The 14,434-nt window shown below is 32.6% G+C and carries 12 protein-coding genes; 11 read left to right on the top strand and 1 reads right to left on the bottom strand.

The features are described 5' to 3' along the window. Positions 1-8: 8 nt before the first annotated feature. From Q0203_RS06850 to Q0203_RS06800, 11 genes are all read left to right on the top strand, one after another. The gene (locus Q0203_RS06850; RefSeq protein ID WP_297930719.1) at positions 9-1,091 is read left to right on the top strand and encodes a glycosyltransferase; all 1,083 of its coding nucleotides are present in this window, start codon (positions 9-11) and stop codon (positions 1,089-1,091) included. Next, positions 1,081-2,124: a glycosyltransferase family 2 protein gene (locus tag Q0203_RS06845; RefSeq protein ID WP_297930717.1), complete on the top strand. Its 1,044-nt coding sequence runs from the start codon at positions 1,081-1,083 to the stop codon at positions 2,122-2,124. Before Q0203_RS06850 ends, Q0203_RS06845 begins: the two co-directional genes overlap by 11 nt. A 22-nt stretch (positions 2,125-2,146) precedes the next feature. After that, a complete protein-coding gene (locus tag Q0203_RS06840) occupies positions 2,147-3,205 on the top strand; it encodes a sugar transferase (RefSeq protein ID WP_297930715.1) in 1,059 nt (352 codons plus the stop codon). An 8-nt stretch (positions 3,206-3,213) separates the two neighbouring features. Continuing rightward, positions 3,214-4,680 carry a flippase gene (locus Q0203_RS06835; protein WP_297930713.1) on the top strand — a complete coding sequence of 489 codons (1,467 nt, stop codon included), beginning with the start codon at positions 3,214-3,216 and terminating at the stop codon, positions 4,678-4,680. An 18-nt stretch (positions 4,681-4,698) separates the two neighbouring features. Beyond that, on the top strand, positions 4,699-5,799 hold the full coding sequence (gene glf, locus Q0203_RS06830; RefSeq protein ID WP_297930711.1) for a UDP-galactopyranose mutase: 1,101 nt from the start codon (positions 4,699-4,701) through the stop codon (positions 5,797-5,799). A gap of 21 nt (positions 5,800-5,820) precedes the next feature. Next, a complete protein-coding gene (locus Q0203_RS06825) occupies positions 5,821-7,131 on the top strand; it encodes a sugar transferase (RefSeq protein ID WP_297930709.1) in 1,311 nt (436 codons plus the stop codon). Positions 7,132-7,150: 19 nt separating this feature from the next. Continuing rightward, complete coding sequence (locus tag Q0203_RS06820) at positions 7,151-8,026, top strand: beta-1,6-N-acetylglucosaminyltransferase (RefSeq protein ID WP_297930707.1); 876 nt, start codon at positions 7,151-7,153, stop codon at positions 8,024-8,026. A 6-nt stretch (positions 8,027-8,032) separates the two neighbouring features. Beyond that, positions 8,033-9,037: an acyltransferase gene (locus tag Q0203_RS06815; protein WP_297930705.1), complete on the top strand. Its 1,005-nt coding sequence runs from the start codon at positions 8,033-8,035 to the stop codon at positions 9,035-9,037. Positions 9,038-9,264: 227 nt separating this feature from the next. After that, a complete protein-coding gene (locus Q0203_RS06810; protein ID WP_297930703.1) occupies positions 9,265-10,116 on the top strand; it encodes an acyltransferase in 852 nt (283 codons plus the stop codon). A gap of 100 nt (positions 10,117-10,216) precedes the next feature. Continuing rightward, positions 10,217-11,254, top strand: coding sequence for a dTDP-glucose 4,6-dehydratase (rfbB, locus tag Q0203_RS06805; RefSeq protein ID WP_297930701.1), 1,038 nt, complete (start codon positions 10,217-10,219; stop codon positions 11,252-11,254). Between the two features lie 77 nt (positions 11,255-11,331). Then, positions 11,332-12,669, top strand: coding sequence for an NAD(P)/FAD-dependent oxidoreductase (locus Q0203_RS06800; RefSeq protein WP_297930699.1), 1,338 nt, complete (start codon positions 11,332-11,334; stop codon positions 12,667-12,669). 42 nt (positions 12,670-12,711) lie between these two features. Here the strand turns inward: Q0203_RS06800 and Q0203_RS06795 are convergent, their stop codons facing one another. Beyond that, positions 12,712-14,025: a hemolysin family protein gene (locus Q0203_RS06795; RefSeq protein WP_295975855.1), complete on the bottom strand. Its 1,314-nt coding sequence runs from the start codon at positions 14,023-14,025 to the stop codon at positions 12,712-12,714. Between the last annotated feature and the right edge of the window lie 409 nt (positions 14,026-14,434).

Raw genomic sequence — 14,434 nt, 5'->3', positions numbered from 1 at the left:
GAAAAATAATGAAACGTATTCTTGTATATGGCATGACTGATAATTTAGGTGGTATGGAAGCCTATATTCATAATATCTATCAACATTTGGATAAAGAAAAAATTCAATTTGATTTTGTTTGTGACTTCCCAAGCATGACCTTTAGTGATTTTTATCTTAAGAATGGCTGTAAAATTCACTATATCCCACCTAAAAATGAAGGTTTATTTCGTAGCCTATGGGAAATGTATAGAGTAATTAAGAAAGGGAATTACGATACCGTTTATTTTAATATCATGAATGCAGGATACGTATTAAATATGCTTCCTGCATTCTTATTGGGAAAGAAAATTATAGCTCATTCACATAATGCAGATACCACTAAAAAAAGATTACACCATTCATTAAGATGGTTACTAAATAAACTAAGTGATATAAGATTGGCTTGCTCTGAAAAAGCAGGTATCTTTATGTATGGAGAGAATGAAAAATATCAAGTTATTAAAAATGGAATTGATCTTGATAAATATACGTACTCCAAAGAAAAATATACGAGTATTAGACAGAAGCTAAGATGGGATGAAAATCCGGTTATTCTATATGTTGCTAGAATGAATCATCAGAAAAATCCTTTTTTTGCTTTAGAAATTATGCATGCATTAAATAAAGAAATACCGAATGTGATGATGGCTTATATCGGCGATGGAGAATTAAAAAAAGATATTGAGAAATATATTTCAGAGAGAAATATCAAAAATATCTCTTTTATGGGCATTCGTGATGATGTCAATCAACTTATGATTGCTTCAGATATACTGATACTGCCTTCTTTATTTGAAGGATTGCCAATTGTTGCAGTTGAAGCACAAGCTGCAGGTTTACCAACATTATTATCAGATAATGTATCAAAAGAGGCAAAATTAGTTTCTTCAACAGAATTCTTGCCTATTGATAATGTAGCTCGTTGGAGTAATAGAATTATATCAATTATAAATAATAAAGAGAATCAACGGATAAGTGATACTAATGCTTTAAATAAAAATGGATATAATATTATTAATGTTTCCCATTTTGTTCAAAAAATTTTATTAGGTAAGCACAATGAAAATTAGTCTTATTTTTGCTTGCTATAATATTTCTAAGTATTTAGATGAACTTTATCAACTCTTAATATCACAAACTTATAAAGATGTTGAGATAATTTTTGTTGAAGACTGTTCAATAGATGATACAAGAAATAAACTACTTACATTAGATGATCCAAGAGTAAAGGTTATTTTAAACGAAAAAAATATTGGTGCGGCAAACAGCAGAAATAGAGGTATTGAAGAAGCAACAGGAGATTATATTTGGTTCCCTGATCCAGATGATTTATTTGATGCTAAATTACTACCTAAAGTAGGTAGTGTCATATCCGAGTTTAATCCAGATGTGATTAGTATAGGGATGCAAGAAAGATATGAAATTGATGGCAAGCTATCGTATACAAAAAATATTGTAAGTGAATTTGAAGGATCCATTAAAACAAATTTCAATCCTGTATTAGTAAATTTAGAAGAAACTTTCTTATTTGGTTATACAAATAATAAATTTTATAAAAAAGAAATTATTGATAAATATCATATTAAAAATGAGCACCAGGCTTTAAAAGAAGATTTTGAATTTAACATCAAGGTATTTAGTGTGATTTCTAATTTTTATATCCTTAATGAGCCTTTATATTTTTATATGAAACGGAATAATGGCAGTTTAACAGCTAAATTTGTACCAGATTATTTTTCAATTCATATGAAAACGCTTTCTTCGTTTATTAAGCTTTTACAAGTAAGGGGAGAGCTTAATCAAAATGCAATAGAATTGGTAGTAAACCGATTTATTCGCTACACGCTCTCTGCGATTGAACGAAATACTTCACCTAATGCAAATTTAACATTAAAAGCACAAAAAGATTGGATTATTGGTTCTGTTTATAATCAAGAACAGTTTAAATTAATGGTAAATAATGCTTACCTTGTAAGCAAGAAACAGAAACCAATATATTTCTTATTGAAATATAAAATGAGTTCTTTACTTGTATTATTGGGTAATTTTGTCAAATTAGTAAAATCAAAACTACCCATTTTATTTACAAAGTTAAAAGGCTAGACAATATAAGGTTAATAATCAAATGAAAAAATATCAAATTGTTGAGTTAAGTACTGAACATAACCACGCAGGTTGTAAAGCTGTACAAGACGTATTCGATGTAGCGAAAAAATTAGGTTATGAAGCTGAAGTAATTAGAACAGCAACAAGCATAGACTCCTTATGGGGAAAAATTAGAAGACAAGCGCTTTTTTTTATTGATTGGTTTAAGATCTATTTTTCTATTACGCCTAATTCATTAGTGCTTATTCAAACCCCTTATCACCATAAACAGCTTATTCGTAATTGGGTTCTTAGTAAGCTTAAAAGAGATAAAAAAGTAAAATTCATTTCTTTAGTTCACGATGTAGAAGAGCTGAGAAAGAGTTTATATAATAACTATTATAAGAATGAGTTTAATTTTATGTTATCTATTGCTGATTCAATTATTGTACATAATGATACGATGAAAGCATTCTTTATAAAAAAAGGAATTCCAGAAAATAAACTAGTTAGCCTTAAAATTTTTGATTATTTAATGGATAAAGAAGCCACAAACCAGAATGTTATATTTGAACGAGCAATTTCAATTGCAGGAAATCTAGATATTAATAAATCGGCCTATATTGCCCAACTTGGTAAGTTAGGTATTATCGTTCATTTATATGGACCTAATTTTTCTCATTCATTAGAACAATATGAAGATATTCAATATCATGGCTCATTCCCCGCTTTAGAGATTCCAAATCAGCTCAACTCAGGGTTTGGTTTAGTTTGGGATGGAAATAGTATAGATACTTGTAGTGGTGACTTTGGAGAATATTTGCAATATAACAACCCACATAAACTTTCTCTTTATCTAGCCTCTGGAATTCCCGTGGTTATTTGGGATAAAGCTGCTGAAGCAGACTTTGTAAGAGAACATAATGTAGGTATTTGTGTTTCCTCTCTAAATGAGTTGAAAGATAAATTATCTGCCATTTCTGAAGATGCGTATAAAAATATGCTATTAAATGTTCAAGAAATATCTCAATTACTACAAAAAGGTCACTATACTCGCTTGGCTTTAGAAAAAGCTGAATCAGTGATAAGAGTGAGTTAAATATTATTATGACGGATAATATCAAAAGTATAAAATTCAATTTTATAATGAATTTTATACTCACGGTGTCTAATTTCCTTTTTCCTCTAATCATATTCCCTTATGTATCAAGGGTCTTATTACCTGAAGGAACAGGAAAAGTAGCTTTTGCTCTCTCTATTGTGAGCTACTTTACTCTTTTTGCCTCTTTTGGGGTAGCAACTTATGGAATAAGAGCTATAGCACAAGTGAGAGATGATAAAGATCGTTTATCTAAAACAATGCATGAGTTATTATTTATTAATATTATCTCAATGATAATTGTTTATATTGCATTGGCTATTGCAATATTAGTTGTTCCCAAATTTGCTATGGAAAAAGAGTTATTTTGGGTAACTTCATTGTTTATTCTTTTTACGATTGTTGGAGTAGAATGGCTTTATAAAGGGTTAGAAAAGTATCAATACATTACAGTAAGAACAATTGTTTTTAAAATTGCATCATTATTTTTAGTTTTTCTCTTTGTTAAAGAGAAAAGTGATTATATTCTTTTTGCTTTTATCTCTATTTTTGCTATTGTTGGTTCAGGTGTTCTTAATTTAATCAACTCAAGAAAACTAATAAATTATAAACTGTATTCAAAGTATGAATTTAAGAAGCACTTAAAGTCAATGTTTGTATTATTTTTAACTTCATTGGCTATTGCAATCTATACCAGTTTAGATGAAGGGTTGCTAGGCTTGCTTAGTTCACCAGAACAGGTGGGGTATTATAATGCAGCAGTAAGAGTAAAAGGTATTTTGTTTACTTTAATAACTTCATTAGGTGTTGTGTTATTGCCTCGCTTATCCTATTACGTTGAAAACCATATGGAAACAGAATTTCATGAGGCTTTAGCAAAATCAACTAATTTTATTATTGTTATTGCAGCATCTGTTGTTATCTTTTTTACTTTATTCGCTAAAGAAACCATTTTAATTCTTGCTGGTGAGAATTATGTAGCATCTATTATTCCGTTACAGATTGTTGTTTGGGCGTTAATACTGAGTGCGATTACAAATATTTTAGGTATTCAGATACTTTTACCATTAAAAAAAGATAAACAATTGCTTTTCTCTGTTTTATGTGCTGCGACGGTAGATGTTATTGCAAATTTTCTTTTGGTTCCTAAATTAGCAGCAGTTGGTACAGCATTATCTGTAATTGCCGCGGAGCTTTCAGTACTCATTGTACAGATAATAATTTTACGTCAATATATAAAAATCCTATTTTCTGGGTTACAGTTGCATAAGATTATTATCGCTTTACTCATTGCGATAGCTTGTGCTTTATTTGTGAGAGAGATTGTTGTAAATACTTCTACTTTAATTATCTTTTTATGCTCAAGCTCGGTTTTCTTCCTAGCTTATTTCATTATTCTACTTCTATTAAAAGAAAAATTTATTATGTATGTCTATCATACGATATACACAAAATTTATTGCTTATAGAAGATAACTACATTGGAGAACAAAAATGTCATATGACTATCTGATTGTTGGTGCTGGATTATTCGGCTCAATTTTTGCTCATGAAGCGACTAAACGTGGTAAAAAATGCTTAGTCATTGAAAAACGTGATCATATTGGTGGAAACTGTTATACCCAAAATGTGGAAGGGATTAACGTTCATAAATATGGTGCACATATTTTTCATACAAGTAATAAAACGGTATGGAACTATATCCAACAATTTGCTGAATTTAACCGTTTTACTAATTCTCCTGTCGCTCGCTATAAAGATGAATTATATAGCTTGCCATTTAATATGCTAACATTCAATAAAATGTGGGGTGTGATTACACCACAAGAAGCTGAAGCAAAAATTAAAGAACAGATTGCAAAAGAAAATATTACAGAACCTCAAAACCTTGAAGAACAAGCAATTTCTTTAGTTGGGCGTGATATTTATGAAAAGTTAATTAAAGGCTATACAGAAAAACAATGGGGTCGTAAATGTACCGAGCTTCCTGCTTTTATTATTAAACGTTTACCTGTTCGCTATACTTATGATAATAACTATTTCTATGATACTTACCAAGGCATTCCAATCGGTGGTTATACAGGTATTTTTGAAAGAATGCTTGATGGCATTGAAGTGAAGCTTAATGTGGATTTCTTTGCTGAACGTGAGTATTACGAGGGGCTTGCAGACAAAATCGTCTTTACCGGTATGATTGATGAATATTTTGGTTACCAATTTGGGAAATTAGAATATCGTAGTTTACGTTTTGATAATGAGGTATTAGATATGCCTAATTATCAAGGTAACGCAGTAGTTAATTATACTGAAGCGGAAGTACCTTATACTCGTATTATTGAACATAAACATTTTGAATATGGCACGCAGCCTAAAACAGTAATTACTCGTGAACATTCAAAAGAGTATCAAGAAGGTGATGAGCCTTATTACCCAATTAATGACCAACGTAATAATGAGTTATATGCTCAATATAAAACATTAGCCGATAACACACCAAATGTGATTTTTGGTGGTAGATTGGCCCAGTATAAATATTTTGATATGCATAATATTATTGCTGAAGCGTTAGAGTGCGTGGAGCAGCATTTCAAATAAACTAGTTGTGAGGGTTTTACTTTGAACAGATTTTTATCAATCATAGCTTTAATATTATTTGATGTTTTAGCTATATTTATTGCAATAGCCTTGGCAGTTTCATTACGTAAGATATTAAATATCTTTTTTAATTTACCTGTTATAGATTATTCTTACCTCTCATTTGGAAGTGTTTACATAACCCTCATTTTTATCTTAGCCTATTTTGGTATTTATACTAAACGATTTGATTTCTGGCATGAAACTAGACTTATTATTCGTTCTAGTTTCTTGTCATTTGCTATTTTACTTGCGGGATTAGTATTAGGTCAAAATGCGGAATATTATTCCCGTAGTACGTTAATTCTTATTTTTATATTAACTACTATTACTATTCCAAGTGCTAAGCTTCTTGCTAAGAAACTCTTGTATACCATAGGGATTTGGAAGAAAACCGCTAAAGTGATTACAGATAATGAGAATTTTAGATCTACATTATTTGATCATTATTATTTGGGCTATGTTAAATCTTCAGATTCTAATCATAATACCCTTTTTATTGATAGTGTTAATTTAAGTAAAGATAAATTAAATAAAATTATTGAAGAAAATATTAAGAACAGTAGGGAGATTATTTTTACCCCAGTGTTAAGTGGCTATGATTTCTCTCAATCAAATATTTACAATGTTTTCAGTTCAAGAACAAATGTCTTTATTTTAGAAAATAATCTTTTAAGTAAAACAAATAAGTTTATTAAGTCTGCTATTGACTATATTTTAGTGATAGGTTCTTCATTTTTATGGGCACCTATTCTTCTTATTATTGCTATCTGGTTAAGGAAAGAAGATCCTAAAGGCGATGTTTTCTTTAAACAACGTCGTTTAGGCATCAATGGGAAAGAGTTCTTTTGCTATAAATTCCGATCAATGTATTCAGATCAATCGTTTATGGTGGAATGGCTAGAGAAACATCCAGAAGAAAAAGCCTATTATGAAATTTACCATAAATATATGAATGATCCCCGAATTACTAAGGTTGGGGCTTTTTTAAGAAAAACTTCTCTTGATGAATTACCTCAATTATTAAATGTGCTTAGAGGTGAGATGAGCTTAATTGGTCCTCGTCCTTATATGGTAATTGAAAAGCAAGATATTGGTAGAAAAGCACCGCTTGTATTAGCTGTAAAACCAGGTATTACTGGATTATGGCAAGTAAGTGGACGTAGTGGCATAGACTTTAATGAACGTGTAGAAATGGATGTTTGGTATATGAAGAATTGGTCTTTATGGAACGATATTATTATTTTAATTAAGACTTTCCAAACGGTTATTAAGCGAGATGGGGCATGCTAAGCTCTATTAAGGAATTATTATGCAAGCAGTATTGATTTTAGCTCATAAAAATCTTGATCAAGTTATTTCATTAGTAAAAATATTAAGAACTTGCTTTGAAGTGTATATACATATAGATAAAAAATGTCATATTAGTAATTTACATAGAGAAACTTTTGAAAAACTATCGGTGAAATTTTATTCTGAAATAGATGTTCAATGGGGGGGCTGGAGTATTGGCGAAACTACCTATTTCTTAATAAAAGAGGCATTAAAAAATAATAATATTAAATATATGCATATCATTTCAGGTGAAGACTGGATTATAAGATCACCAAAAGATATTTATGACTTTTATGACGGAAATAATGAAGTTTATTTGCAGTCTGAACCAGCTAAAAGCATTATAAAATCTGGTGAAAAAGTAGAGAACTGGACAAAATTTTATTTTAATTACGATAAATCAATAATCAAAAGAAGAACAATCTTAGGAAAAATATTGCATAGATGTCTATATTGGAGTCAGTTTTTATTAAAAATTAATAAATTAGAAAAGTCAAATATAAAAGATGAAATTTATCATGGGGCAGTATGGTGTGATTTACCTAGAGATGCTGCAGAATATTTAATCCATACTTTCGATAATAATCGAATATATAAGAAAATATTCTCAACAAGTTTTTGTCCAGATGAAACATGGATGCAAACATTGTTAGAAAATTCCTCATTTAAAAATAGAATTAATAATAACTTCCACCGTTATATAAACTGGAGCGTAAAATATAATGCATACCCTGCAATTCTAGACGAATCAGATTTGGATAAAATTAAAAATGGAGATGCTCAATTTATGAGAAAAATTGATCTTTCTATATCTAAAGAACTATTAAAAAAATTAGATGTTTTACCCGAGTAAGTAAGAATGAAAAGATATTTATCAGTTTTAAGTGTTATATCTTGTTTTGGTGTTATTTTAATGCACTCAAATACATTATTTTGGACTTTTTCAGATAGTCCAACCTGGTTTGTTGCTAACTTAACAGGACATATGTTAAATTTTGCTGTTCCTATCTTTTTTATGATTTCTGGAGTAAATTTACTAGATTATCGTTCAAGATATACAACAAAAGAATACTTTATTAAACGAATTAGAAAAACATTTTTACCATTCTTAATATGGTCTACACTAGGTGTAGTTTATGGGATGGTAATATATAATCATGAATTTGGCACTATTTCTCAATTTATCTACAATATTTTTTCAACGCGTGTCGTTGAATATTATTGGTTTTTCATTCCATTATTTATGATTTACCTATCAATTCCTATTTTTAGTTACATTACTGAAAGGGGTATTCTTTTATACACAATCTTGTTCATTTTTATTTTTGTTGTTCTACTTCCCTTTTTATTTAACATATCCAGTACTGACCAAATTGGAAATCTAACTTTTCCTATTACTGGATGGATTATATACCCATTACTAGGATATTATATTTCACATTATGAAATACCTAAAGTATATCGTTTAATCATTTACACATTAGGTGTTATAGGATGGTTTATGTTAGTTTTAGGAACTTATTTATTATCCATAAGAGCTGGTCATTTAGTTCAAGATTTCATGGGATACCTTAATATACCTAATGTTGCAATAAGTGCTGCTATTCTATTATTTCTTAAAGAAGCAGATAAATTTGATAAATTTACTTCTCTATTTAAAATATGTGGCATTATATCTAAATATACATTTGGTATTTATCTAACGCATTGGTTTGTTATCAAAGCAATTTATGATACCAAATTTATTCCTACAGATAATGTTTATTTTATTACTGTAGGTGCTGTTTGTGTCTTTTCTGTATGTTTATTGTTAACTTGGCTTATTAAGCATATTCCATATATAAAAAAGCTTATTCCAGATTAATTATTTTTATTATTAATATAATTTTTAAGATTAAGAGAATATAATGCAAAACAAAAAAAGGATATTATATCTATATATTCTTAATATACTAGTTTGTTTTGCAGTAATAATGTTAGATCATAATGATATTGTGCATAATTATGATATTCATACATCTACATGGAAACAAGCTTTAGCGTTTGAGGTTCTCTTTTATTGAGCAGTTCCTATTTTCTTTATGCTTACAGGTGCGGCACTATAGAGAAAAATATAGTACAGTTGAATTCTTCAAAAAGAGAGTTGCTAAAACATTCTTTCCTTTCATATTTTTCAGATTATTGTTGTCTATTCATTTTTATCTTTTAGGACAATTTAATATAACTGGCATGAAAGACTGTATTAGTGCTGTTTTTATAACAAGGATTCCAGAAGGTTGGGCATATTTGTTCTTTATACCTCTCTTTGCTTTATATACGTTGATTTCGGTTCTTTCGCATTTGAGAGATAACAAGAGTATTTTACTTTATATCATCATAGCTATTTTTATCACGCACTCTTGTCTTCCTGTGCTATCTCAAATTATAGGGATTCAATATAATTGGGATATACCCTTTCCTATGAATGGATATGTGATGTTTCTATTGATTGGATTCTTGCTATCTGAAATACATTTATCTAAACAAGTTAGAATTACTTTTTATATATTAGGCATCTTAGGTCCCATTATAAGATATTGTGGTACGGTTTATTATTCGACTATAAATAATAATTTAGATAGAATATTATTTAGTTATACTCAATTTCATTCTGTGTTCTTAGCAGTTGCTGTTTTTATTCTTATCAAAGAGATTTCTGTTTATGTAGAAAATGGAAAAGTTATACGCATAGTAAAAGCACTTTCCTCTTGTAGCTTTGGTATATATTTAATACATGTTTTTATGATGTATAAGGTAGAATTACCTATTTTAGGTATAGAGGCAGATAATGTTTATTGGAGATTCTTTGGTGCTTTTCTTACATATTTTGCATGTTTTTCTATTGTGTTCTTAATTAAGTCTAGAATCTATGGAGGGGATAATCCCTTCTCATTATTAAATTAAACACCATTTTTTCTTTTCATTATAATATTTTAGTTGATTGTTTTTATTCTATCAATATCATTTGTACTTACCTCTGTTTCAAACTGATCCTCTTATTAATATGCAAAAAATCGTAATCACAGGCGGTGCAGGTTTTATTGGTTCTGCGGTAGTTCGCCATATTATTGAAAACACTCAAGACAGCGTAGTTAACGTAGATAAATTAACCTATGCAGGGAATTTAGAATCTCTCAAATCCGTGGAAAATAACCCACGCTATGCCTTTGAACAAGTGGATATTTGTGATGCAAAAGCACTTGCTCGTGTCTTTGAACAACACCAGCCTGATGCAGTGATGCATTTGGCGGCAGAAAGTCATGTTGATCGTTCTATTGCAGGAGCCTCTGATTTTATTCAAACTAATATTGTTGGTACTTATACGTTGTTAGAAGTCGCTAAGAATTATTGGCATACCTTAGACGAAGCTAAAAAAACAAGCTTTCGATTTCACCATATTTCTACTGATGAAGTGTATGGGGATTTATCCTCTTCTGAACCGGCCTTTACGGAACAATCCCCGTATCATCCTAGTAGTCCTTATTCAGCTTCAAAAGCGGCAAGTGATCATTTGGTATACGCTTGGCATCGCACTTATGGTTTGCCGGTAATAATCTCAAACAGTTCTAATAACTATGGCGCTTATCAACATACTGAAAAGCTTATTCCTCTGATGATTTCAAATGCACTGATGGGAAAACCTTTACCAATTTATGGTGATGGACAACAAATTCGCGATTGGTTATTTGTAGAGGACCATGTTGAAGCACTATACTTAATCTTGACCAAAGGTAGAATTGGCGAACGTTACAATATTGGGGGAAATTGTGAAAAAACCAACCTTGAAGTAGTGAAGACTATATGTCAATTACTTGAGGAATTTATGCCAAATAAACCTCATAATATAAGGCATTATGAAGATTTAATTACCTATGTAAAAGATCGTCCGGGACACGATATTCGATATGCATTAGATTGTTCTAAAATTTATGATGAGTTAGGTTGGCGTCCTAGGGAATCGTTTGATTCAGGTATTCGTAAAACAGTAGAATGGTTTATCGCACATAATAAGCCATGTTACGGGTACTATAATAAAACTTAAATTTTGTATATATAAAGATATGCGTTATAAAAAACGCGTCATCTCATTTTTAGCATTATTTCATTTAGGAAAAACATATGAAAAACATCGTTATTGTCGGTGGGGGAGCCGGTGGTTTGGAGCTGGCGACTTATTTAGGAAACACATTGGGTCGTAAAAAGCGTGCAAATGTGATACTGAACGATCGGAATCAAACGCATTTGTGGAAGCCATTATTACACGAATTAGCAACGGGAGCATTAGATGATGGGGTTGAGGCATTGAGTTATCGTGCTCATGCGCATAACCATCATTTCCATTTTGAGCAAGGAGCTATGGTGGGGTTAAATCGTCAACATAAATATGTAGAACTTTCGCCGGTATATGGTGAAGACGGCGATATGATAGTGGTTTCCCGTCGTATTCCTTACGATTATTTAGTCATTGCTATCGGAAGTAAATCGAATGATTTCAACACGAAAGGTGTTGCGGAGAATTGCATCTTTTTAGATAACCCGGCACAAGCGATGCGATTCCAACAAAAAATGTTGGAATTATTCTTAAAACTCCGTGAAAACCAAGCGTTGGATGATATTGGCGAAGAAGAAAGCAAGCAGCAATTAGCGGAGGACGGTCACATTAATATTGCGATTGTGGGCGCCGGTGCAACGGGTGTTGAGCTGTCAGCCGAGCTGTATAATGCCGCAGAGCATCTTTCTTCCTACGGTTATGGTGAGATTGACAGTAGCCGTTTAAAAGTTACCTTGATTGAGGCCGGTCCTCGGATTTTACCCGCTTTACCTGAACGTATTTCTAACGATGCGACAGAAGAACTAAGCAAGTTGGGTGTAAAGGTAAAAACTAATACCATGATTGTCGAAGCAGATAAAAAATGTTTGATCACTAAAGAGGGGAGTCAAATTCCGGCTGATTTAATGGTGTGGTCGGCAGGTATTCGTACTTCATCCATTACCCAAAATTTTGATGGCTTAGAAATCAATCGCATTAATCAGTTAGTTGTGAAGAAAACCCTGCAAACGACGGAGGACGACACGATTTTTGCTATGGGCGATTGCTGTTTCTTTATGCAAGATGATGGTACACCTATTCCGCCAAAAGCCCAAGCAGCTCATCAAATGGCCGGGTTCTGTGCGAAAAATATCATCGCTTTATTTGAGGGTAAGCCGCTAAAAGAATTTAAATATAACGATAAAGGTTCGTTGGTTTCATTATCTGAATTTACCGCATTTGGTGCGTTAGGCGGTAAATTAACCGGCGGCTCATCAATGACCATCGAAGGTAAAATCGCGCAATGGATGTATATTTCTCTTTATCGTATGCACCAAGCGGCTTTGCATGGGTGTTTTAAAACCGGCTTAATTATTGTGGTCGGCCGTTTAAATCGCTTCTTGCGTCCAGCCTTAAAACTTCATTAATCCAAGTTACTTTTTGAGATTAGCCTGCAGCGAAATGGCAGGCTAATTTATCGTTGTCTCTTCTTGTGGTAAGTCTTTACGGAAAGACACCATCAGTTGGTCGATTTTAAAATTCTCGGTGTCGATGATTTCAAATTTGTAGCGATCGAACAATACAAAATCGGTTTTTTTCGGGATTTTGCGTAGCATATACATCATAAAACCGGCTATCGTTTCGTAGTTCTCGTCATGCGGGAAGGCTTCAATATCCAAGGCGCGTTTCACATCTTCCAATGGGGTCGCGCCATCAATAAGCCAAGAATCTTCATCACGGCGGATAATTTGTTCTTCTTCATTGGAAACTAATTCACCCATCACAATGCTCATTACATCATTTAACGTCACGATACCCACAACCAAAGCATATTCATTCACAATAATGGCAAAATCTTCGCCGGTGGATTTAAACAGCTCCAACACTTCATATAAAGACAGGGTATCCGGTACAAACAGCGGTTTGCGTAATAAGCGATGGTCGGTTACCTGCACTTGTTCTTCTTTTAAAAATAAGGTGAGCAAGCTGTGCGATTCCACATAGCCTAGAATGTGATCTAAACCTTTATCGCAAATAATTAATTTAGAGTGCGAATTTTTTGTTAGGGTATCCAGCACCTGTTGGCGATTAAAAGTGCGGTCTAAAAACACAATGTTTTCGCGCGTGGTCATCGTTGATGTCACTGTGCGCTGTTGCATATCGAAAATATTTTCAATCAAATAATGCTCTTGCGCTTTTAGTACACCGGCTTCGGCACCGGCATCCACCACGGCGACAATATCTTCCGGCGTCATGCTTTCTACCCGCACCGTAGAGATTTTAAACAGACGGAAAATGACATTCGCTAACGAGTCGAAAATCCAAACAATCGGCTTCAGCAGGAAAATGCAAACTTGCATAATACGCACTGTACGTAACGCCATCGCTTCAGGATTGAGCAGCGCCAAGCGTTTTGGCATTAAATCTGCGAATAAAATAAAAGAAGCCGTGACGATGATAAACGCCAGCCACGAAGCGGCACTTTCCACCCAAGGCGCATCCGTGTATTGATTAATGAAAGCTTGTAAATAGACACGAATTGTCGCTTCGCCAATCACCCCGCCGAGCACGGCAACCATATTCAAGCCAATTTGTACAACCGTGATGAAACGTCCCGGTTGTTCTTGTAATTTCAATACCAACGCCGCTTTGGTGTTACCTTCGTTCACCATATTTTGCAATTTAATGCGACGTGCGCCCGCCAAGGAAATTTCAGCGGAGGAGACGATAGCACTGATAATAATCAGCAGAATTAAAATGAAAATAGCAGACCATAAACTCATCATATTTTGACTCACTCTGACCTAATGGGAGAAATGATTGCATTCTATCACAACATCATAAAGCACAAGAAATCGGTTTAGGGTTTTGTCAGCCTAGGCGGAGAAGAGCGATGTAACAAATATTCAATGGCATTCGCAGAGCGCGTTTAAAGGTACACAATCAGAAAAATAAAGCAAATAAGAATGAATTAAGGACGAATAATAATCCGCACGTAAAACGTGCGGTTTTTGGGCTCCCCTATAAGAGCCTATACTTCACAAGCCCCTCAAGGAGCTTGTGAAAACCGGTCGCCGTATTTATTTTTATATCACTATTTTAGTGAATTGTAGCGTGCAACTTGTTGCACGAAATCATGAATGCCCAAAAGAGTTAAATAACGTTCCGTGCGTAATTTGGTCGTGCATCAAG

It is taken from the genome of uncultured Aggregatibacter sp., assembly GCF_938046485.1.
In the GTDB taxonomy this organism is placed as follows: Bacteria; Pseudomonadota; Gammaproteobacteria; order Enterobacterales; family Pasteurellaceae; genus Aggregatibacter.
The sequence above is the reverse complement of the archived record's forward strand: the minus strand, read 5'-3'. Positions and strand labels throughout refer to the sequence as shown.